Origin of the sequence: Asticcacaulis machinosus (assembly GCF_028550435.1) — a bacterium.
Taxonomy (GTDB): domain Bacteria; phylum Pseudomonadota; class Alphaproteobacteria; order Caulobacterales; family Caulobacteraceae; genus Asticcacaulis; species Asticcacaulis machinosus.
The window spans coordinates 23,964-46,650 of the sequence record NZ_JAQQKV010000005.1 but is presented as its reverse complement, the minus strand read 5'-3'; the positions used below and the strand labels follow the sequence as shown (position 1 = coordinate 46,650).

Sequence of the window (22,687 nt, the reverse complement as noted above, 5' to 3'; positions counted from 1 at the left end):
GGAAGCTTAATCGGCCCTGAGGGCTAGGGTTTTGCAAACTTGGCGGACCACCGAGCCATTTTTGCATAAAATATGTCAAAGCCGACTGCGAGTGATGTGTTTGACCTTAAAGTTCACATGGCCTTCCACAACAGGTTTGTGGCTCGGTTACTGGAACGATTGTCCGCTTTCGAGCCAATCGCCATGTATCAACCGCGATGTCCGCATTGGGCGCAAGGTAGAACAATTTAGGGGTCAGTGGAATGTTCGGCCCCAATAACATCCGAAATAAGTGGCTTGCCGAAATTGACCCATGATGTTAGCTATATTGTCTGAGTTTTTAATGCTGCAAATAAGTGGTGGGGACTCACAGGGACAAGATATTCATCTCTTTATATAAAAAAGCCCTTAGATTTAGAGGCTTGAAAGGGATGGACCAGGGAGCAAAGGTCTAAGCGTCGTGAGCGCACTCGACATCCGTAATGTCACCAAGGCCTATGGGCCGACTACGGTGCTGGACGATATTTCGCTTAGGGCGGAATCCAATGAATTTATTGCCTTTCTGGGCCCGTCGGGCTGCGGTAAAACGACGCTGTTGCGCATGGTCGCGGGCCTTGAAACCGTTGATAGCGGACAGATTCATATCGGTGGACAGCGTATCGATGAACTGGCGCCGGGGGAACGCGGGGTGGCCATGGTGTTTCAGCACTATGCCCTTTATCCACATATGACCATCCGCGAAAATATGGCGTTCGGGCTAAAGAATATCAAAATCAGTAAGACTGAAATTGACGCCCGCATAGCCGAAGCGGCGCGCATTCTGGAGATCGAGCCATTCCTTGATAAAAAGCCGGGGCAGTTATCTGGCGGACAGAAACAGCGCGTCGCCATCGGCCGCGCCATCGTTAAAAAGCCGGACATTTTCCTGTTTGATGAGCCGTTATCGAACCTCGATGCCGCCCTTAGGATGCGCACGCGGCTTGAGTTGGCGCAACTTCGGCGGCGGTTAAAAGCGACCATGATACTGGTCACCCATGATCAGGTTGAGGCCATGACCCTGGCTGACCGAATTGTTGTGATGTATGGCCGAAAAATCCAGCAGGTCGGTACACCAATGGAAATCTACGGTCAGCCGGCTAACAGGTTCGTGGCCTCTTTTGTCGGCTCGCCACCGATGAATTTTATGCCGGTTACGGTAACCGGAACTCCTTCTGTGGTGACCTTGCGCGATGGTACTGTCCTTACGACCGCTATTGCCAACTTACCTGAAAGTGCGTCGTGGGAGTTGGGGTTGCGGCCTGAGAATGTGCGCGTCAATGACACCGGTGTTTCCGCCAAGGTTGAGTTTGTTGAGCGCTTAGGGGAGCGCGCCCTGATTTACGCGCGTCTCAGTGATGGCACAGCAATCACTGCCGAAGATGTCGGTCTGAGCCGCTTGACTATAGGGGATGAGGTGCATTTGTCCATCGACGCGCAGGCGGCGCACCTGTTTGACGCGGATGGTCGCGGTTATCATGCGGAGGCGGCGTGATGCTGTCCGCCAAGGCCAAAACCCAGTTTGGCAATTTTCTTTTTGTGGCACCGTATCTGTTTGTGTTCGCGTGGCTTTTGGTATGGCCGCTGATGTCCGGAATGGGCCTTAGCCTGTTTAAGGCTGACCTTTTCGGCGGGGCCACGTTTGTCGGCTTTGAGAACTATGCCCGCCTGATGAGCGATCCTGTGTTCTTGCAAGCCGTCGGTAATACGTTTTTGTTCGTGCTTTTGTGCGTGCCGCCATTAGCGATCATCCCGCTGCTACTGGCGTTGCTACTTAATCGCTCTACGCGCACGGCAGCCTTTTTCCGGGGGGTATTTTTCTCCTCATCCGTTTTGTCGGTCACGATCGTCACCCTGATCTGGCGGATGGTCTTAATACCCGACGGCGGGTTTGTGGCCAATATACTGGCGGTTTTTGGACTGCCGCCAATCCCGTTTTTTTCTGATCCAGGTATCGTAATGGGATCGATGGCGATTATCACCGTGTGGTGGTGTCTGGGCCTGCCGATGATGCTGTACCTGTCGGCCTTGCAACAGGTGCCGCAGGATATTTATGAAGCCGCCGCCCTTGACAACAGCCGGTGGTGGACGACGCTCACCCGCATCACCCTACCCAGCATCAGTCGTACGGTTGTGCTGGTGGTGATTATGCAGTGCGTGCTGCAGTTTCAGTTGTTCGGTCAGCCGCAACTGATCACACAGGGCGGACCGAACGGTGCATCACGTCCCATTGTGCTGTTTATTTTTGAGGTTGGGTTCCGGCGCTGGGATATCGGTTATGCGGCGGCCGCGTCGCAGATTCTGTTTGCGATCATACTGCTGGTGACACTGGGGCAATATCTCTTATCCAGAAAACGCACAGGTGACGCATGAGCCATTCGCGGAACCAAAAATGGCGTGAAGTTGGTGTTTTGATTTCCCTGATCGTAATGGGTTTGATCATGGTCAGCCCACTGATCTGGACGGTCATGCTGTCGCTGAAATCCAATGGTGAGTTACTGCGCTCGACCACCAATGCCTTCCATCCGCCCTATACGGGAGAAAATTACGCCGCGATCATGGCTAATTCCGGTGTGTTTCGCTGGCTGCTTAATTCGGCCTTTGTGTCGATCCTGCAAACGCTTGGGGTACTGATCCTGTCATCTCTGGCCGGATATGGCTTTGCGCGGCTGGAGTTTCCGTATCGTAATCAGTTGTTCCTGATTGTCCTGTTTGGGCTGGCGATTCCTGAACAGGCGGTGATCATTACCCGTCATCAGATGTTTGCTGATCTGCACCTGCATAATACCTATCCGGGGCTGATCCTGCCGGGACTTGCGGCACCATTCGGTGTGTTTCTGATGACCCAGTATTTCAAGGCCATCCCGAAGGAGTTGGATGAAGCCGCCATGCTGGATAATGCCTCGCGGTTCAAGATATTCTGGAAGGTATTGTTGCCTCTGACCCTTCCGGCGCAGGCGACGCTTGGGATTTTCACCTTTCTGGCGTCGTGGAACGATTACTGGTGGCCGCTGATTTCGGCCACGCGGGCGGATATGTTTACGCTGACCGTCGGCATCGCGTCATCGCAGATCAACTTCGCCCAGACATCCGGCTTGGGCTACCTCATGACACAGGCGGTGTTTGCTTCGCTGCCGATCCTGATTGTCTACGCCATCTTCCAGAAATACATTGTGCGCGCCGTCGCCGGGGCGGCCGTACGATGAAGACACTCGTGTCTATTTTAATAATGGCGTTGGCGATTTCGGCCTGCTCTCCCAAAGACGAGCGCACCCACATCACGGTGCAGCGCATCTTTGGTGAGTGCCGGGCCAATGTCCCGCGCGATCAGGCACCGCTGCGTAATCCTGATGGCGAATGCGAAATCCTGACCGGCCTGATTGACCGGTTCGAGCGCGAAAACCCTGACATCGACCTGACCGTAAATATCGTCGCCTGGCCGGGCTATGATCAGCTATCGGCACAATATGCCGCCGGTGATCCGCCGGATGTGGTGTCAATCCACATGTCCTCCATGCCGGATTATCAGTCACGTGGTTTGATCGTGCCGCTGACCGCCGAACTGGCGCAGGATGGAGTTTCAGCCAAGGCTTTTACCCCTGCGGCCCGTCAGGGCATAACCATTAAAAATGAGCTTTACGGCCTGCCCTTCGATAACTGGACGCCGCTATGGCACATCAATACCGGCCTGTTCGCCAGGGCAGGACTGATGAAAGACGGTGAGCCCATCCTGCCGCATACACCGGAAGAACTGCTGGCTCAGGCGCGGCAGTTCAAGGCCGCGACCGGCAAGCCCTATTTCGTGCAGTCGATGATCAATGAGCGCGCGGCCTATACCCGCAACCTCTATACCTATCTGATGAACCAAAAGGCGGTGTTTTTCGAAGACCCGAAACATATCCGCCTCAATACCCCCGAAGCCCGCCGCATCGTCGCCTTGTTCAAGCAAATTTACGACGAAAACCTGACCACAAAGGATCAGGACTATTCGTCGGCGACCCAAGGGTTCATGAACGGGCAGGGCGGGGTTTATCTGGTCGGTACGTGGATGATCGGCGCCTATGAGGCCGAGGCGAACACGCCGGGGCAGCCGCTTTATAAATCATATGCAGTCAAACCTTATCCCATGCTGTTTGGGGCAGAACGGGCTGCCTATGTCGATGGCCACGCCTGGGTGGTGTCAAACCGTGAACGCAGCCTTAAGCAGGATGAAGCCGTGCGGCGGTTTCTTAAATTCCTGTATGACCACAATTATGACTGGTCACGTACCGGACATCTGCCTACCGTTCAGGCCGTGGCGCAATCCTCGCAATACCTAAGCCTGCCGCACCGCCGCGATATTGTCGCCCTGTCGGAGATTGGCCGGACTTTGCCGTCCGAGGTTCAGCGCCAGTTCGCCATTCAGGACATCATCGGGGATGAGCTGTTTTCTGCCATAGCCGGCCATAAACCGATCGAGCAGGCGCTAACCGACGCCGAAACCCGCACTAATGATCTGCTGTTCCATCTTCTCTAAGAGACTGTCATGACCCTCAAAGCCACCGTTATTGCCGATGCTGATTTTGTCATATCCAAGCTGGATCGCCGCCTGTTTGGCACCTTTGTTGAGCATATGGGCCGCTGCGTCTATGGTGGCATATATGAGCCCGGTCATTCGACCGCCGATGCCAATGGCTTTCGTCAGGATGTCATGGCCCTGACCCGCGAACTGGGGCCGACCATCGTGCGATATCCCGGCGGCAATTTCCTGAGCGGCTATGACTGGGAAGACGGGGTGGGGCCAAAGGAAGACCGGCCGGTCAAGCTCGATCTGGCCTGGCATTCGACTGAGACCAACGAATTTGGCACCAATGAGTTCATGATCTGGTGTAAGCAGACTGGCGTTGAGCCTATGTTTGCTGTGAACCTGGGGACGCGCGGGCCGGATGAGGCGCGTCATTTTCTGGAATACTGCAATCATCCGGGCGGGACTTACTATTCCGACCTGCGTATTTCTCATGGCTTTAAAGAACCCCATAACATCAAGTTCTGGTGCCTTGGTAACGAAATGGACGGGCCGTGGCAGACCTGCGCCAAGACCGCCCACGAATATGGCCGCATCGCGCAGGAAACGGCCAAGGTCATGAAATGGGTTGATCCGTCGATTGAACTGACCGCCTGCGGGTCGTCTCAGCGGCTGATGCCGACCTACGGCAAGTGGGAATATGAAGTGCTCGATACCTGCTTTGATCAGGTCGACTACATTTCCCTGCACCACTATATGCGCAATGATGGCAACGACATCAAAGAGTTCTTTGCCGAGATCGAGGCGCTCGATTATTTCATCACCGAAGTGGCCGCCATTGCGGATGCGGTCGCCGCCAGTAGGCGTTCAACCAAGCGCATCATGCTATCGCTCGATGAATGGAACGTCTGGTATAAGGCCCACACGCCCGATGATCTGAAAAAGCCGGGCTGGCCTAAGGCGCCGCCGCTGCTCGAAGAAATCTATAATTTTGAGGACGCTATGGTGGTCGGTGGCGCGCTGATTGTCATGATGAACCATGCCGACCGCCTCAAAGCCGGATGTCTGGCGCAGTTGGTCAATGTCATTGGCCCGATCATGACCGAAACCGGCGGCCCGGCCTGGCGTCAGACCATTTTTCACCCGATTGCTGACTGCACACGGTTGGGCCACGGTGAGGTGCTACGTCTTAAGGTCGACACCACCACGTTTGAGACCAAGTCTCAAGGCGATATTCCGCACCTGTTGACGGCGGCGGTGCGTGACCCGCAAACCGGCCATGTGGCCATCTATGCGCTCAACCGCTCTACCGAGGACGCGATGGAGTTAGACATCGATCTGCGGGGTATGGGCGAGGGGCTGGCTCTGGTTGCCGCCACCGAATTGCATCACGCGGATCTGAAAATCGTAAATACCAAAGATAATGAAGTCATTAAACCGGCACCCAATGGATCGGCGACTGTAAAGGGTAGCCGGCTCACAGCACAGCTTAAGCCACAGTCATGGAATGTCTTTGCTATTGAAACTCAGCAATAGACCTGACCACTCACGATGTTTGGTCTGACAAATAGGCTGTCGCTTCATTATGAAATGTTGCGGCAGCTTTTTTTATTTGTAATTTCAACTGACAAGTTGCTGCATCGCGGCATTTCCTGAATAAAAAGTATAAAGTATGATTTCATACGTAAAAAATAACTATGGCAATATCCGTTGCGAGATAGATACACTGTAGTCTCCACCCTCTGAAAGCGAACATTATGTCTGAATATTGTTCTTGACTCTGGTTTTATGTCAGACAATTCTGCCCTGACAAATAAAGGCGTGAGTCCGGTGAACCGGAAACGCTATAAACCAGGGAACACATCAAATGAATAACAGGGTCAAAGGCCTGAAAAAGGCATATCTGCGCTCCGGCGTCGGCATGGTCGCGCTGGTGGCGGGCGTCATCGCCGGTCAGGCATTTGCGCAGGATACGACAACCGCGCCAGCCGCCTCTGAAGAGGTCACCGAAGTGGTCGTCACCGGCGTGCGCGCCAGTATGGCTAAGGCGGTCGCAGTCAAGCGCCGCTCAGTCCAGATTGTCGATTCAGTCATAGCCGAAGACATCGGTAAGTTGCCTGACAACAACGTCGTCGAAGCGCTGCAACGTGTGCCGGGTGTTCAGGTCACCAACCGCGCCGGTGGCGAAGTGTCGGGCATTTCAATCCGCGGTATGCCGGATATTACCACCACCTGGAATGGTCGTTTCGTGTTCACCGGCACAGGTCGTCAATTGGCTTTGCAGGACATTCCGGCCAACCTGATCAACCGGATTGATGTGTTCAAGACCCGCACCTCTGATCAGATAGAAACCGGTATCGCCGGTCAGATCGATGTATCCACGCACCGCCCATTCAACTTCAAGGGGCTCCAGATTTCGGCGGCGGCACGGGGTGTCTATCATGAGCAGGCGGGTGAATATAACCCGAACATCAGCGCCCTGATTTCCAACCGTTGGGATACCGGCGCGGGCGAAGTCGGCGCACTTCTGAACGTATCATACTCGCGCACCAAATACCGCAATCAGGACCTGAATGTCGGGGCTATGGTGCCGTTCCTCACTGAAAGCCCACCGGCAGGCTTTGTGCCGCTTGAGCGCCTATTCCCGGATAATCCTCGTTCGCCCTGGCCAACAGGTCTCGAAAATGGGCTGCCTTATGCGCCGGGTTCAACCCTTTTAGTGGACGGGGTGGCGACACCTTATTACCTAGCGCGCGATGCGATGATTGCGACCGATCTTTACGGTGACCGTGAGCGCCCTGCCGTTAATGCCGCTTTACAGTGGCGCCCCAACGACTGGTCTGAATATACCTTTGAATATTTCTACGAAGGCTACCGTAACGAAATCTTCAATTCGATGCTGTTCACGTTCGTTGACTGGTGGGGATCACTTGGGCCTAACCCCGCTTCGACCTTTGAGCTGATGCCAGGTACGAACATCATCAAATCCCGTGCGGTCAATGATGTGTACGGTTTCAACTCGTCAGACTACACTAAGCAAAAGACCGATACCCATGTCTATGCCCTGAATGGTAAATGGAACCTGCCTCATAATCTGGCGGTTGTTGGTGATCTGTCCTGGCAAAAAAGCGATTTCTCATCAGCCTTCTTTGCTATGCGCACAGAGCGCGCCGGTCATGATGTTGTGATCGATTTCAATGCCAAGGATGGCCTGCCAGCCTATTCCTTCACCGATCCGAATGTGCTCACTGACCCAACACAGTGGGGTATTGCCCAACTCTATGACAATATTAATGAAGACAAGGGTGATGCCTTTACGGTCTCTTTGGATGCTGACTGGACGCCGGACGATTCTGTCCTGAAAAGTGTCAGCTTTGGTATCCGCTATGACGATCGCGGCGCAGCCCATTCATTCTGGGGGCAGGACGCTGGGGTGTTAGGTCGGCCTCTGTCATCCCTGCCGGCCGAAGCCTTATTTTATAACGAGGGCTTCTTTGATGGCGAAGCTGATGTACCGCAATCATGGGTGTTGCCGGACGGCCGTTATCTTTATGCTCATGCCGATGATATCCGTAGCCGATACGACGCCGTGTTCCCGCACATTGTCACTAGCGATGGTATCAACCTGACGGAAGACTTCGACGTTCAGGAAGTGACGCAATCGGCCTATATCATGGCCGATATTGAGCCGCAGGTCTTTGGTCGCACCCTTTTGGTTAATGCCGGTTTGCGTTATGTCAAGGTCGATACCGATATGGCTTTCACGGATCGTTTGTCGGGCCTTACGTCTTCGGCTTCGGCATCCGTGCGGCGTTTGCTGCCCAGCCTGACCCTGCGCTATGATCTGACCGACAGTATACGCCTGCGCTATAATTATGGCGAAACCCTCCGCCGTCCGAACTTCGGTGATCTAAACCCAAACTTTACCCTGACGGGCGATTTGTCGAATATCGGCCGTGGATCGGGTAATCGCGGTAATCCAGATTTGGCTCCGACCGAATCGAAGAACCAGGATCTGGCCATTGAATGGTATTTTGCGCCCGACAGCGTGGTGCACTTGACGGCCTTCAAGCGCGAAATCGAAGGTCTGGTCGTAACAACGCCGCAGGTTTACACTTTGACCGGCACGGGGCAGAACACGAATACATTCCTGATTAGCCAGCCGGTAAATGCGTCTAACGGCGTACTGGAAGGGGCTGAACTGGGGCTGACCTACTTCCCGGATTATCTGCCAAGCCTGCTCGACGGTCTGGGCGTTCAGGCCAGCGCCACCTGGCTAGACTCCTCGCAGAATATTCCGATCTACGATTCGTCCGGCGTAACCCCTGTACTGCTGGGTCAAGATACGTCGTCCTTCTTTGGCGTGTCGGAGTTCTCCTATAATGTGACGGCGGCATACGAAAAAGGTCCAATTGGTGCGCGTCTGTCCTATGTGTGGCGCGATGATTTCCTAGCGTTCAACGAAGCGCGGTTGTTTGCCAATCCGCTTGGGGTTTGGAACCGTCCGGAAAAAAGCCTCGACCTTCAGGTCAATTACGATGTGACCGATAAGCTGTCGATCTCGTTCGATGCGGTCAACCTGACCAACGAAATCGGCCAGAACTACTATGCGTTTGGTAGCTCAGGCGGCCCTGACACCCATAACCACGTCAGTGGTCTGTGGAGCCGTCAGTTCGCGGTCGGTCTGCGTTGGAGACTTAACTAACCTTCCCAGAAAGTATCCTCTGGTCACTGGGCGCTGTTCCCCAAAGGTTCAGCGCCCCTTTTATTTCGGATGGAGGCTTCCAATGTTTGACCGCAGGCAAGCCCTGATCGCCTTTGGGGCTCTGGGGGGGGCTCTGGCTAATCCGGCATGGGCTGCGAGCGAGGTGGCGTTCAGTGACAGCCTGACGGGCAATCTGTCGCCGGTGCACGATCCGTGCATCATTAAGGCCGATGGCCTCTTTCACATATTCTCAACGTCGCGCCTGAACGAAGGGCCGGGGGCGATCCACTGGCGTACCTCTAAGAATCTCATCAACTGGGAGCTTAAAGGGGCCGTGATGACGCAGTTTCCGGACTGGGTGAAGGATGAGTTGCCCGACACTCGCGGAGCGTGGGCACCGGATATAATCTATACCGAAGGACGCTACCGGCTATATTATTCCCTGTCTATGTTCGGTAAGAACACCTCTCGCATTGCGATGGTCAGCACGCCGACCTTAGATACCACGCGGCCTGACTTCGGCTGGCGTGACGACGGCATTGTGGTGCGTTCTGATGCGCGCAATGATTATAACGCTATCGACAGCCATACCTTTATTGATGACGATGGCCGCCACTGGCTGAGTTGGGGCAGTTTCTGGACGGGGATCAAGCTGGCTGAGCTTGATCCAAAAACGGGGCTGCTTTTGAAGCCAAAGGCTCTGCCGCGCTCACTGGTTAAGCGCGATCCGCCGGGCGCGGTTGAGGCACCGGTGATCTTTAAGCGCGAGGGCTATTACTATCTGTTTGTCTCCTATGATTTTTGCTGCCGGGGCGTGAATTCGACCTATCATACGGTGGTTGGGCGGTCGAAATCGGTCACTGGCCCTTATATCGACGATCGCGGCAAGCCTATGAAAGATGGCGGCGGGCGTATCGTGCTTCATGCCAGCCTTGATCCGACCGGTCGCTGGAAAGGGCCGGGACACTGCGATGTCTTGAGCGATGATGGCCGCAATTATATTGTCTATCACGCTTATGACGGCCAGAATGGGGGGCGTGCGACCTTGCGCATCAATACACTAACGTGGACCGCTGATGGCTGGCCAGTGGCGTCATGATGGATGACTTAACAGACAGCTTTGCCGGAGCGGGCGACATGGGGGCGGACGGCTCACCGGAACGGCTGCATGGGGCGCTGGCCCACCGGCTGGCGGTCGATATTCTTAAAAATATCCATCCCCCCGGCACGATCCTGCCGTCAGAGATCGAATCGAGCGGCACGCTTAACATATCCCGTTCGGCCTACCGCGAAGCCATCCGTATTTTGGCCGCGAAGGGCATGGTCGAAAGCCGTCCCAAGGCGGGCACACGGGTGACGCAGAGGTCGCGCTGGAATATTCTGGATCCAGATGTGCTTGGATGGATGTTTGAGACGGAACCGTCCGAAGACTTCATCAAGGGCCTGTTTGAACTGCGGTTGATAAACGAACCGGCGGGAGCTGGCTTAGCCGCCCTGCGCCGCACAGACGCGCAAATAAAAGACATGGCTGATGGCCTTGAGCGCATGGCTAAATATAGTCTGGCGACCGAGGCGGGCCGCAAGGGTGATATTGACTTTCACCATGCCCTGATTACCGCCACCCACAATGAGGCGCTGGTCTCGCTCAGCACCTCTATCGGGGCGGCGATTACCTGGTCGACGCGTTTTAAACAAAGGCGCAACGCCCTGCCGCGTGATCCTATGCCGGATCACATCAAGGTGTTTGACGCGATTGTGGCGCAGGATATCGGGCTGGCACGCTGGTGCATGGAATCGCTGGTTCGTATGGCGCTGGATGATACCCAGCGCAGTATGGATTAGGACGCAGAGTTAAATGAAGAGGAACCCATAATGCTAACCGGACTGAAAACCCTGATGACAGGGGTGGCGCTTGCCGCAACACTTATGGCCGCCCCTGCGCTGGGGCAAACGGCGGTCAAGGCTGATCTGACGATCGATACCGCCAATTCTGGCAAGGTAATTCCGCCGGAAATCTATGGTCATTTTGCCGAACATCTGGGGCGCATGGTCTATGAAGGCGTATGGGTCGGCGAAGATTCCAAAATCCCCAATACGCGCGGTATCCGCAATGATGTCGTCGCCGCTCTCAAGCATCTGAACGTGCCGGTGATCCGTTGGCCAGGCGGGTGTTTTGCCGACCGCTATCATTGGATGGACGGCATCGGCCCGCGCGATAAGCGCCCGGTGACCATCAATACCATCTGGGGCGGAGTTGAGGAATCTAACGCCTTTGGCACCCACGAGTTCATGGATTTTGCCGAACAGATCGGCAGTAAGATCTATATCGCCGGCAATGTCGGCACTGGCACCCCGAAAGAGATGTCCCAGTGGCTGGAATATATGACGGCCAGCGACAATTCCCAGATGGCCAAACTGCGTCGCCAGAATGGTCGCGATAAACCGTGGAGGGTCGAATATTTCGGCGTTGGTAATGAGACCTGGGGCTGTGGCGGAGATATGACGCCGGAACATTCAGCCAATCTGTTCAAGCAGTTCGCCACCTTCTCAGACAATTATCACCCGGATCAGAAAACGCCGGAAACCCGCATGGTCAAGGTCATGTCGGGGGCCAATGTGGCTGACTTCAACTGGACCGAAGTGTCCATGAAGATGAAGAATCACAACACCCATGCCTTGTCTCTGCATTACTACACCTCGGCGGGACTGAACTGGCCGCCGTCGCGTCCGTCAACCGGCTTTGATGAGGCGGGCTGGGCTGTGGTTTTGAAAGAAGCCTTCTATATGGAGGAACTGGTTCAGAAACATTCGGCCATTATGGATAAGTACGATCCGGAGAAAAAAGTGGCGCTCTATGTCGATGAATGGGGCACCTGGTATAAGACTGATGATCTGAAAAATCCGGGCTTCCTCTATCAGCAGAACTCACTGCGCGATGGTCTGGTGGCGGCCCTGCATTTCAACATCTTCCATAAATATACCGACCGGGTGAAGATGGCCAATCTGGCCCAGACCGTGAATGTGCTTCAGTCGGTCATCCTGACCGACAAAGAAAAGATGATCCTGACGCCGACTTACCACGTCTTTGATCTCTATAAGCCGTTCATGGGGGCGACCCACATTCCGGTGACGCTCAATTCGGCTAAATATACGGTTGGCGACATTTCCCTGCCCGCCGTTGATGTATCTGCGGCCAAGGGTAAGGACGGAAAGATCTGGCTGGCGGTGGTTAACCTCGATCCTAACCGTCCGGCTGAAGTCAATACGTCGACGATGGGCTTTAAGGCCAAATCCGCGTTTGGCCGGGTGCTGACGGGCGACCGGATCGATGCCCACAACACCTTCGATAAGCCCAATACGGTAACCCTGAAGTCATATGAAGCCAAGGCGTCGGGCTCCGGGTTGGTGCTGAAACTGGCGCCGAAATCGGTGACCGTGGTTGAACTTCGTTAAAACGCAAACTCAATAAAAAGAAGCGGTGCCTCATGGGGCGCCGCTCATACCGGGAACAATATCATGAAAATCTTTATAACGGGTCTTGGGTTTCTGGCCGCAGCGTTTATGTCGGTTACGCCCGCTCATGCCGCAACGCCGCAAATGTCGATCGGTAGTAAATTCGCCGACGGTCAGTGCCTTGAGACCCGCGCCGACGGATCGTTGATCATCAATAAATGTAACGCGCAGGGGACACAACTTCTCCGCTACGATGATGCCACAGGCCGTTTGCATCAGGGCGATCAGTGCCTGTCGGCAGCGACGCGCGGCCAGCCGCTGGTAGCCAAGGCGTGCGGCGAAGGCGATGACCAGAAATGGAGCTTTGCGGAAGACGCCACCCTGCGCAGCGATAGCGGTCTTTGTGCGGACATCCTCAATTTCCGCAAGGATGCCGGTACGGCGGTAATCGCCTGGGATTGCACCGCCACTGATAACCAGAAATTCTTTGCGACCAACGTCAAGGTTACCGCACCGGCCCCTCAGCAGGTTGTGGCGGCTATTCCCCCAATCAACGGCCAGCCTGTCCTGGCCACCTATTATGTGCAGGGGCGTTGTCTGAATGTCACCGGGCGTTCCACCGTGACGATCGATGTATGTGAGCGTAGACCGGCTCAGGACTTCCGCTTCCGCAGCGGTGCCAGTGGCCAGATCGTGCAGGGTGATAAATGTCTGGCGTCATCGGTCAAGGGCGAGCCTCTAGTGGTCAAGGCGTGCGCCAATGTCCCTGAGCAGGACTGGACCCTGACAGGGGAGGGAACCCTGCGCAACCGGGTGGATGTCTGCGCAGATATCTTTGCCTTCCTGACCCGCAACGGCACGGATGTGATCGCCTGGGATTGTACGGGTACTGACAATCAGAAGTTCTATCCGGCCATTGCCGCAGAATCGGGGTCGTTCTCACTGGGTGAGGCTCTGGCTAAACAATTATCTGGGGCTGACGGTAAGGTCACAACCGTGTCGATGGTAGGGGGCTATTCAGCCTATAACCTCACCGGCTCCGGTGGGCGGACGATCTCGGTCGATGCCAAAGGCCGTATAACGGGCGGAGAAGGCGGTACCCTGGTTGTCGGCGGTGCAGGCGTTTTGACCGTACGCTTCGTCAACGGTCTGGCCGCCCCCGGCATCAAGGCTGAACATGCCGCAGCGACCAATATCCTGCCTAAAGAGTGGTCATTCTTTTCCGGGGATACTGCAGGTACGTTGATGGTAAAATAGTGGAACCATGGAGTATTTGACTTTGGGTGCAGACGTTCACTGGACAGAGTGAAGGCACCGCCTGCGGCTATACCCATTAGTTAGATACGTCGCACGTACCGCAACTCTGTTGACCCGATTATGTATGCCGTAGTCACGTCACTTACGTTTCATGTTAGAAAGCCTCACATAGCGACGTTGCCCCTTGATGTTATCCAATCTTGAGTTCGCTCTGGCGGTTGGTTTTTCCGTTTTGGATACTGGTGGGAGCGTCGGTGACCGGCGCGGAGCTTTGCGATGAGCGCAGCGCCAGGTCACTACGACGCGGGTTAAAATTGCGGGCATACTCGACCGGCGTCAACCAGCCGATCCGCGAATGTGGTCTCAGGGTATTGTAGTCAGTCCGCCACGTCTGGAGCACGGCTCTGGCATGAGCCAAAGACGTGAAGAGCGTTTCGTTGAGCAGCTCATCCCTCAGACGCCCGTTGAAGCTTTCCACGAAGGCGTTCTGGTTCGGCTTGCCCGGTGCGATGTAGTGCCATCCCACCCGGCTGGAATCCGCCCAGGACAGGATGGCGTTGCTGGTGAACTCCGTTCCGTTATCGCTGACGATCATCTTTGGTCGACCACGTTCAGCTATAATCCGGTCGAGTTCGCGCGCGACGCGGCCGCCTGACAGCGAGGTATCGACGGTGAGCGTCAGGCATTCCCTGGAACAATCATCGACGACACACAAGATGCGCAAACGGCGGCCATCCGTGAGCTGATCAGACACGAAGTCCAGCGACCAGCGCTCGTTCGGCGCCATGGGCAGCAGCATGGGCGAGCGCGTGCCCATGCACGCTTACGGCCGCCGCGGCGTCTCACAGTGAGCTTCTCCTCCCGGTATAAGCGGAAAAGGCGTTTGTGGTTCACGACGAAGCCTTCCCGTCGCAACAGGACATGCAGGCGACGATACCCAAAGCGACGGCGCTCAACCGCCATAGACCGCATGCGTTCGCGCAAAACCGCATCGTCGCCACGCCTGGAGGCGTAACGGATCGTCATCCTACAACATGAAATGACCTGACACGCCCGTCGCTCGCTCATCTCGTAGGCAGCTTCGAGATAAGCAACAGCTTCCCGCTGAGCGGCGGGCGCTACCATTTTTTTCCAAGCAGGTCTTTCAATGCGACATTGTCGAGCATGGCGTCGGCCAGCATCCGCTTGAGCTTGGCGTTCTCATCTTCCAGCGACTTCAGCCGCTTGGCCTCAGACACTTCCATGCCGCCGTACCTCGCCTTCCACTTGTAGATGCTGGCGTCACTGACCCCGTGCTTAAGGCACAGGTCAGACACCGGAACACCGGCCTCGTGCTCCTTCAAAATCGAGATGATTTGCTCTTCTGTAAATCGGTTTCGCTTCATTCTCTGGTCCTCTTTTAAGGCCAGAGCTAACTTTAAACTGGATTAAATCCCGGGGGCAACGTCGTCTCAAATCTGCGATTTTAATGCGGCCGCCGAGAATTCTCGGAGGTTCAAGTGCGGCCCCACGTCTGTTTTCAGCGACAATGAGGGTCAATACATTGAGCGGTGGGGAACCCTTTTGGGGGATGGCAAATATCTCAGTCACTTGGGCCTGATCATAAACGCCTAGTATTCCGTGCCTGAGCAAATCTTCAATTTTTTGCACGTCCATTTGACTTCCTCAGCCTTGGCCTTCCAGCCCGACCCGTTTTTCGATCTCGGCCAGCGCCTTTTCGAATATTTCCGTCGCCACGCTTTCGCGTTCCGGCGGACTAAGCGAGAGCGAAAATAACGGCTGCTTGCAGCGCGTTCCCTTCGCTATGGCTTCAGCTTCGCGCAAGGCATCGACGATATTGCCGGAGAGAAAGCCCCTGATTTCGTGGACGGTAATGTGCTCGTTCTCAGAGCTATTGAGGTGAAGGCCCAATGCACGGCCTCCACCACGTTGGGAAGCTTTCAGGATCATTATTCCGGCCCCACCAGCTTATAGATACCCAAGGCCCGCATCAGCAGGTGGCGGATAATTCTGTCATTGTCGCGGGCTTCTTTCAGAACCGCCGCGATATGTTCATCCGGTGGTGGGGAGCCGGACTCGAATGCCCGCGCCAGCGAAGCAAGGTTCGTGGCTATCCCATCCCTGCCGCGTCGCGCGGCGATCTGGCTTAGTGCGATCTGGTCTTTTGCCGGAACCTTGACCCGCTTGCGCTGGGTCGGCTTTTTCAGCACCTTTGAGCGGCAATAGGCGCTGATGTTATCGTCGCCGCCCGCATCATGGCTTATCTCTTGATACTCTTCAGCCGTGACGCGGAAGGCTATGACGATAGATTTACGGCGCTTGGGTTCAATTCCCGAAGCAGGAATTGAACTGGCGGCCTGCTCGAAGGCCGCGCTTGGTTTTGGAGTCTCCATTTCAAATCACACCCTAGGGATTTGAAATGGCTGAAGAATCTAAGTCCTTGTGATTCTGGCCTTTTTTTTTGCTCAATCAGCCTTTCAATACCCCATGCTATGTGTATGAAACGCTGGCGGTTGCGCACCCCCGCAACCAAACTAAAAAGGCGCCCGAAGGGGCGCCACTTTAGTTTGGTCATGTTGGTTTGGTTATGGGCTCATACTGAACGGACGAGAAACGTCAGTTCAACCGCAGTCGCAGGCGCGCGTAAGCCCGCCGATCAGTGGCTGGGTCGGGGAGTAAAGCGACCCAAATCGCGATCCCGAAATCACACTTATCGCAACTAAATCAACAGATTATAGACTCCTTGTGGAGGCTTTTGTGCGTCCGTGAAACACACCGACAAACTCGTCGAGCGGGCGGTTGTTTTTTGCGTTTTGGATACTGTTGGGAGCGCCGGTGCACGGCGCGGGTTAAAATTGCGTGCATACTCCGCTGACGCCAACCAGCCGATCCGTATAGACTCTTTATAGCTTGCTGAAACGTTATCGGCGTCCGCTTTGGCCTGATCCCGTGTCGTGCATTTTTTGGCTTTACGGGCTCAATTCAGGCTTGATCAAACCGTGCAATCAGGCGGTAGCGGGTGCCGTCATAGGTCTGGCGCACCGTCGTGATCCGTTCCGTTCCGCGCCATGTGCGGCGGTCGAGCACCAGACAGGCTAAGCCTTTTTCAATCCCCAGCCGCCGTGTCAGTTCGATGTCGGCATCGGTGGCGCTGATTTCATTTTCGACCTGCGTCCACGGTACGGCTTCCAGCAGCCAGTGACCGGGCGACAGGTGGCTGAAATCGACCGTTTCAGCTTCCGGCACGGCCACCAGATTGATCAGACGTTCTTCGACCGCCAGTGGCTTGCCTGACGCCAGATGCAGACCGGTCAGGCTTAAGACCCGACCATCCTCGCCGGCCAGTTCGCGTTCCTTGAGCGTCACGGCGGTGCGGACGCGCCGGTCAATCAGTTGAAAACCATAGGCTTCGCCACGGGCGGTAATGTCGATCTGAATGTCGGGAATGTCGATGACGGTTGAATCCAGCCGCGGTAGTTTGACAAAGGTGCCCGCCCGCTTGCGCCGTTCGATCAGACCGGCTGCTGACAGGGCGCTCATGGCCTTATTGACCGTCATGCGTGAGCAATCATAGGTGATCATCAGTTCGTGCTCATAAGCGATCTTTGAGCCAGGTGTCAGCACACCCGAACGAATCTGATTCTCCAGATCGCGCCGTATCCTGATGTGCAGGGGCATGGACGGGCTGGTCATGACAGCAGCCTTTTCATCAGGCGGGCATAGTCGCCTGTGATTATATCACGTGCCGCGTGCCGTCCACCGCTGACCCATTTGCGCCCCTGCCGCCAGACGCAATCTATGGCGCCGGTGGAGGTCGCAAAGATCAGGCTGTCGATCACGTCCGCGCCCCCCTTGGCCACAAGTGATGGATGATGTGAGTTCAGACTGACTATATCCGCGCTGTGGCCGACGGCAATACCTGCGGATACGCCCAAAGCCTGAGACCCGCCGGTGAGAGCGCCGGAAAACAGCCGTTCACCTGTCGATCCGCCAGCGGCCGCCAATACATTACGGGCGCGGTGATGCAGGCGCTGCGGATATTCCAGCATCCTCAGTTCTTCGGCCATGCTGATCTGGACGTTGGAATCCGAGCCAATCCCGAACCGGCCGCCATGACTGAGATAATCTGCCGCCGAGAAAATACCGTCGCCCAGATTGGCCTCGGTGATAGGGCACAGGCCTGCCACAGCCTTCGATCTGGCCAGCCGCAGGGTTTCATCTTCGGTCATATGGGTGGCATGCACCAGACACCACTGGGCATCGACAGTTACATGATTAAGCAGCCATTCTACTGGACGCTGGCCGCTATGGGCCACGCAGTCGTCGACTTCGCGTATCTGCTCGGCGATATGAATGTGAATCGGCGCACCTTCGGCCAAAGGGATAAGGGCCGTCAGTTCGTCACCCGTCACCGCCCGCAGGGAGTGAGGTGCGATGCCGATCACGGCATCCGGCAGATGTGCGGCGTGCCGACGCGCACCCTCAAGTAATCGTGCAAACCCGCTGATATCGTGGATGAAACGTGCCTGTCCTGTCGTCGGAACCTGTCCGCCAAAGCCAGAATGGGCATAAAAAACCGGCAGCAGGGTCAGGCCCATGCCGGTCTGATCTGCGGCTGCGCAGATCATCGCCGACATCTGGGCCGGATCGGCAAAGGCATGACCGTTTTGATCGTGGTGCAGGTAGTGGAACTCACCGACGCGCGTAAAGCCTGCCTCCAGCATTTCCATATAGGCCAGGGCGGCGATGGCTTGCAGTTCATCCGGCCCGATACGGCCCTGAAGGCGGTACATCTGGTCGCGCCAGCTCCAGAAGGAATCGGTATCGGGGCCACGCCGTTCGGTCAGGCCGGCGATCACCCGCTGAAAGGCATGGCTGTGCAGGTTGGGCATGCCGGCTAAGCCTATGGCATGGCGCTCATCCGTGGATTCGGGCATAGTGCCGGTGGTGATCGCACTGATGCGCCCGCCGTCGATCGTTAGCCGGACTTTGTGCGCCCAGCCTTCGGTGAGCCGGGCCTGTTCAAACCACAGATGTGAACGGGTCATCATATTTTCCTGAGTGGTTTTCAGTGACGTTCAAAAAAGTTTGCGCACCTGCACAATGACGCTTGCCAACAGATATGTCTATACATTATCAAAAATGTCTAGACTTATTTTTGTCGTGTTTCTGTCCGTAATTCACAGGCCCACACTATGCCCGAAATCGTCAGTTGCGATAGCCTATGGACCAATGCCCGCCTGCTTATAACGGACGGGCAGGGCATGCTTTCAATTGTGGCCCCCGGCATGATTGCGGCTCGTGACGGGCGGGTCGTCTATGCAGGGGCGGCTCATGATAATGTGCAGGCGGATCGCGTAGTCAATGTTGATGGGCGGCTGATTACGCCCGGCCTGATCGATCCGCATACCCATCTGGTTCACGGTGGCGACCGCGCCCACGAATTCCGGTTGCGATTGGAGGGGGCGTCCTATGAGGAGATCGCCAGAGCCGGTGGCGGAATTGTCTCCACCATGACGGCGACCCGTGCCGCCAGTGAGGCGGAGTTGATCGCCCAGGCCCTGCCGCGTCTCGATGCGCTGTTGGCCGAAGGGCTATCAACGATTGAGATAAAGTCCGGCTATGGCCTGACGCTTACGGACGAACTTAAGATGCTCAGGGCCGCAAAGGCCTTGACGCAGCATCGGCCGGTGCGGGTGGTGACCACCTTTTTGGGGGCGCATGCCCTGCCGCCGGAATTTACGGGGCGGGCAGATGACTATATCACCGAGGTGTGTGAGCGGATGATTCCGGCGGTGGCCGCCGAAGGGCTTGCCGATGCGGTCGATGTGTTCTGCGAAAATATCGGGTTTAGCCCCGCCCAGACGGAACGGGTGTTTCAGGCGGCACAGGCGCAGGGTTTGCGCGTCAAACTCCATGCCGAGCAGCTATCAAATTTGAACGGCACGGCGCTGGCGGCACGGTATGGCGCGCTGTCGGCGGATCACCTTGAATATCTGGATGAGGCGGGCATTGCCGCCATGAAGGCATCCGGCACAGTGGCGACCCTGTTGCCGGGGGCGTTTTACTTTGTGCGGGAGACAAAACGGCCGCCGGTTCAGGCTCTGCGCGACGCTCGCGTGCCGATGGCGCTGGCTACCGACAATAACCCCGGCACATCGCCGCTGACATCACTGTTGCTGACCATGAACATGGCCGCGACCCTGTTCCGGATGACGGTTGATGAGTGCCTTTTGGGGGTGACGCTCAATGCCGCCCGCGCATTGGGCCTTGATCGTGATCTCGGCAGTCTTGAGGCCGGTAAGGCCTGCGATCTGGCGATCTGGGACGTCGATCGGCCCGAAAAACTGGTTTACCGCATCGGGTTCAACCCGCTGCATCAGCGTGTTTTTAATGGAGTAGAGGTATGATTACGCTTAATCCCGGTCAAGTCCCCTTGTCGCAATGGCGGGCCATTTATCGCGGCGCGGCCTTTACGCTCAATGCGGGCTGCCTGCCGAAGGTCGCCGAAAGTGCCGCTGCCGTTAGCCGCATCCTGTCAAAGGGGGAGCCGGTCTATGGCATCAATACCGGCTTCGGTAAGCTGGCCTCAACACGCATTGACGATGCCGATCTGGCCACGCTTCAGCGCAATATTATCCTCAGCCATGCCGCCGGTGTTGGCGCGCCGTCGCCCAAATCGGTGGTGCGCCTGATGATGGCGCTCAAGCTGGTCAGTCTGGCGCAGGGCGCCTCCGGTATCCGGCCGGAGACGCTGGAACTGATGCAGACCATGCTCGATCACGACCTGATCCCGGTGGTGCCGTGTCAGGGTAGTGTGGGGGCCTCCGGCGACCTGGCGCCTTTGTCACACATGGCCGCGACCATGATCGGGGTGGGGGAGATCGAAACGCCGCAGGGGGTGTGGCCCGCGTTAGAGGCTCTGCAATCGGCCGGATTATCGCCACTCACGCCCGGCCCGAAAGAAGGGCTGGCCCTGCTTAATGGCACCCAGTTTTCGACCGCCAATGCTCTGGCCGGCCTGTTTGAAGCCGAGGTGTTGATGCAGACGGCGCTGGTCACGGGCGCATTGTCGACCGAGGCGGCCAAGGGATCGGACGCGCCGTTTGATCCGCGTATCCACAATCTGCGCCGCCATAAGGGCCAGATCGATACGGCGTCATCCTTGCGTGAACTGATGAACGGGTCGGCCATTCGGGCTTCCCACCTCAAAGGCGATGAGCGCGTGCAGGACCCGTACTGCCTGCGCTGCCAGCCGCAGGTGATGGGGGCGGTGCTCGATGTCCTGCGTCAGGCGGCGGTGACCTTGCTGACCGAAGCCAATGGCGTGTCGGACAATCCGCTGATCTTCACCGGGGTGGGTGGGGCGGAAGACGAGGCCCTGTCAGGTGGTAATTTCCACGCTGAGCCGGTCGCCTTTGCCGCCGACATGATCGCTATGGCGGTGTGCGAAATCGGCTCTTTGTCGGAACGGCGCATTGCTATGCTGGTCGATCCGGCCCTGTCGGGATTGCCCGCGTTCCTGACGCCGCGTCCGGGGCTAAACTCAGGCTTCATGATACCGCAGGTAACGGCGGCGGCCCTTGTTTCGGAAAATAAACAACGCGCCTATCCGGCCTCGGTTGACTCAATCCCTACCTCAGCCAATCAGGAAGACCACGTTTCCATGGCGGCTCACGGGGCGCGCCGATTGATGGAGATGTGCGAAAACGCCTTTGCGGTCATCGGAATTGAGCTTCTGGCGGCCGCGCAAGGCGTCGATTTCCACGCGCCCCTGACCTCATCTGCGGCGCTGGAGCGCGTGCGTGACCTGACCCGCCGGGCCGTGCCGTCGCTGGATCATGATCGTCATTTCCATCCCGATATGCAAAAGGCGATCACCCTGGTGCGCTCAGGGGCTATCGCCGCAGTGGCCGAACTTAAACTGCCGGATGTTGCGGCATGAGTGGTCTTGAAATCCATCGGGGGAATGCGCCGTTAATCGTGGCGTTTCCCCATACCGGCACGGAGATCCCGCCCGATATCGAAGCGCGTCTGATAGATCCGTGGCGGGCGCGCAAAGATTGCGACTGGTGGATCGATCAGTTGTACAGCTTTGTGCGCGACTTAGGTGTCACCACTATCCGTGCCACGATGTCGCGCACGGTGATTGACGTCAACCGCGACCCGTCCGGTGCTTCGCTCTATCCGGGGCAGGCGACGACCGAGTTGTGTCCGACCACCACCTTTGATGGTGAGCCTCTGTACCGGCATGGCTGGGTACCGGATGAAACCGAAATCAGCCATCGCCGCACGCTATGGTTCGATCCGTATCATGCGGCGCTGGCGGCTGAGATTGCCCGCCTGAAGGCCGATCATGGCAAGGTCGTGCTGTATGACGCCCATTCGATCCGCTCACATGTGCCACGCCTGTTTGACGGCGAGCTGCCGCAGTTCAATATCGGCACCAATAATGACACCACCTGCGATCCGGCTTTAAGTGAAGCGGTAAAAAGCGTTTGTGAACAAAGTGGTTTTAGTCATGTTTTGAATGGCAGATTCAAGGGCGGCTGGACCACACGTCATTATGGTCAGCCGCTGATTGGCGTACACGCGATCCAGATGGAACTGGCCTGCCGCGGCTATATGGATGAGCCCTCAATCGTTGATTTCAGTAACTGGCCCACGCCGTTTGAAGCGGAGCGCGCCGATGCTCTGCAAACCCAGCTTTCTCATATCATTGCGGCCAGTCTGGCCTTTGCTCGTAATTAAGG

At 56.5% G+C, this 22,687-nt stretch carries 17 protein-coding genes and 1 pseudogene; 13 read left to right on the top strand and 5 right to left on the bottom strand.

Translation table 11 applies throughout. The features are described from left to right. The first annotated feature begins 439 nt into the window (after positions 1 to 439). The 10 genes from PQU98_RS16780 (at position 440) to PQU98_RS16735 (ending at position 13,934) form a co-directional block, all read left to right on the top strand. Positions 440 to 1,510, top strand: a complete 1,071-nt coding sequence (locus tag PQU98_RS16780; RefSeq protein WP_272746121.1) for an ABC transporter ATP-binding protein — start codon at positions 440 to 442, stop codon at positions 1,508 to 1,510. After that, the gene (locus PQU98_RS16775; protein WP_272746140.1) at positions 1,510 to 2,388 is read left to right on the top strand and encodes a carbohydrate ABC transporter permease; all 879 of its coding nucleotides are present in this window, start codon (positions 1,510 to 1,512) and stop codon (positions 2,386 to 2,388) included. The genes PQU98_RS16780 and PQU98_RS16775 overlap by 1 nt, the downstream gene beginning before the upstream one ends. Before the next feature lie 68 nt (positions 2,389 to 2,456). Further along, positions 2,457 to 3,221 (top strand): carbohydrate ABC transporter permease, encoded by a 765-nt coding sequence (locus PQU98_RS16770; RefSeq protein ID WP_272746120.1) that lies wholly within the window; start codon positions 2,457 to 2,459, stop codon positions 3,219 to 3,221. Between the two features lie 8 nt (positions 3,222 to 3,229). Then, the gene (locus PQU98_RS16765) at positions 3,230 to 4,531 is read left to right on the top strand and encodes an ABC transporter substrate-binding protein (protein WP_272746119.1); all 1,302 of its coding nucleotides are present in this window, start codon (positions 3,230 to 3,232) and stop codon (positions 4,529 to 4,531) included. Between the two features lie 9 nt (positions 4,532 to 4,540). Beyond that, positions 4,541 to 6,055 (top strand): arabinosylfuranosidase ArfA, encoded by a 1,515-nt coding sequence (gene arfA / locus PQU98_RS16760; RefSeq protein WP_272746118.1) that lies wholly within the window; start codon positions 4,541 to 4,543, stop codon positions 6,053 to 6,055. A 331-nt stretch (positions 6,056 to 6,386) separates the two neighbouring features. Further along, positions 6,387 to 9,224 carry a TonB-dependent receptor gene (locus tag PQU98_RS16755; RefSeq protein WP_272746117.1) on the top strand — a complete coding sequence of 946 codons (2,838 nt, stop codon included), beginning with the start codon at positions 6,387 to 6,389 and terminating at the stop codon, positions 9,222 to 9,224. 82 nt (positions 9,225 to 9,306) lie between these two features. Beyond that, complete coding sequence (locus tag PQU98_RS16750) at positions 9,307 to 10,323, top strand: arabinan endo-1,5-alpha-L-arabinosidase (RefSeq protein WP_272746116.1); 1,017 nt, start codon at positions 9,307 to 9,309, stop codon at positions 10,321 to 10,323. Then, positions 10,320 to 11,066 carry a FadR/GntR family transcriptional regulator gene (locus tag PQU98_RS16745; protein ID WP_272746115.1) on the top strand — a complete coding sequence of 249 codons (747 nt, stop codon included), beginning with the start codon at positions 10,320 to 10,322 and terminating at the stop codon, positions 11,064 to 11,066. Before PQU98_RS16750 ends, PQU98_RS16745 begins: the two co-directional genes overlap by 4 nt. Positions 11,067 to 11,096: 30 nt before the next feature. Further along, positions 11,097 to 12,677: an alpha-N-arabinofuranosidase gene (locus PQU98_RS16740; RefSeq protein ID WP_272746114.1), complete on the top strand. Its 1,581-nt coding sequence runs from the start codon at positions 11,097 to 11,099 to the stop codon at positions 12,675 to 12,677. A gap of 63 nt (positions 12,678 to 12,740) precedes the next feature. Continuing rightward, entirely contained in the window at positions 12,741 to 13,934 is a 1,194-nt protein-coding gene (locus tag PQU98_RS16735; protein WP_272746113.1) for a ricin-type beta-trefoil lectin domain protein, read from the top strand. A 190-nt stretch (positions 13,935 to 14,124) separates the two neighbouring features. Here the strand turns inward: PQU98_RS16735 and PQU98_RS16730 are convergent. From PQU98_RS16730 to PQU98_RS16710, 5 genes and pseudogenes are all read right to left on the bottom strand, one after another. Continuing rightward, a pseudogene (locus PQU98_RS16730) lies at positions 14,125 to 15,319 on the bottom strand (IS3 family transposase). 280 nt (positions 15,320 to 15,599) lie between these two features. Next, complete coding sequence (locus tag PQU98_RS16725) at positions 15,600 to 15,884, bottom strand: hypothetical protein (RefSeq protein ID WP_272746112.1); 285 nt, start codon at positions 15,882 to 15,884, stop codon at positions 15,600 to 15,602. Then, the gene (locus PQU98_RS16720; protein ID WP_272746111.1) at positions 15,884 to 16,327 is read right to left on the bottom strand and encodes a hypothetical protein; all 444 of its coding nucleotides are present in this window, start codon (positions 16,325 to 16,327) and stop codon (positions 15,884 to 15,886) included. The genes PQU98_RS16725 and PQU98_RS16720 overlap by 1 nt, the downstream gene beginning before the upstream one ends. 589 nt (positions 16,328 to 16,916) lie before the next feature. Further along, complete coding sequence (gene hutC / locus PQU98_RS16715; RefSeq protein WP_272746110.1) at positions 16,917 to 17,627, bottom strand: histidine utilization transcriptional repressor HutC; 711 nt, start codon at positions 17,625 to 17,627, stop codon at positions 16,917 to 16,919. Further along, positions 17,624 to 18,982, bottom strand: coding sequence for a formimidoylglutamate deiminase (locus tag PQU98_RS16710; protein WP_272746109.1), 1,359 nt, complete (start codon positions 18,980 to 18,982; stop codon positions 17,624 to 17,626). Before PQU98_RS16710 ends, hutC begins: the two co-directional genes overlap by 4 nt. A gap of 147 nt (positions 18,983 to 19,129) precedes the next feature. Here PQU98_RS16710 and hutI point away from each other — a divergent pair, with 147 nt between their 5' ends. The 3 genes from hutI to hutG are packed head-to-tail and all read left to right on the top strand — an operon-like array spanning position 19,130 to position 22,685. Further along, positions 19,130 to 20,344 carry an imidazolonepropionase gene (hutI, locus tag PQU98_RS16705; RefSeq protein ID WP_272746108.1) on the top strand — a complete coding sequence of 405 codons (1,215 nt, stop codon included), beginning with the start codon at positions 19,130 to 19,132 and terminating at the stop codon, positions 20,342 to 20,344. Further along, the gene (gene hutH / locus PQU98_RS16700; protein WP_272746107.1) at positions 20,341 to 21,879 is read left to right on the top strand and encodes a histidine ammonia-lyase; all 1,539 of its coding nucleotides are present in this window, start codon (positions 20,341 to 20,343) and stop codon (positions 21,877 to 21,879) included. Before hutI ends, hutH begins: the two co-directional genes overlap by 4 nt. Then, positions 21,876 to 22,685 (top strand): N-formylglutamate deformylase, encoded by an 810-nt coding sequence (hutG, locus tag PQU98_RS16695; protein WP_272746106.1) that lies wholly within the window; start codon positions 21,876 to 21,878, stop codon positions 22,683 to 22,685. Before hutH ends, hutG begins: the two co-directional genes overlap by 4 nt. Positions 22,686 to 22,687: the final 2 nt, after the last annotated feature.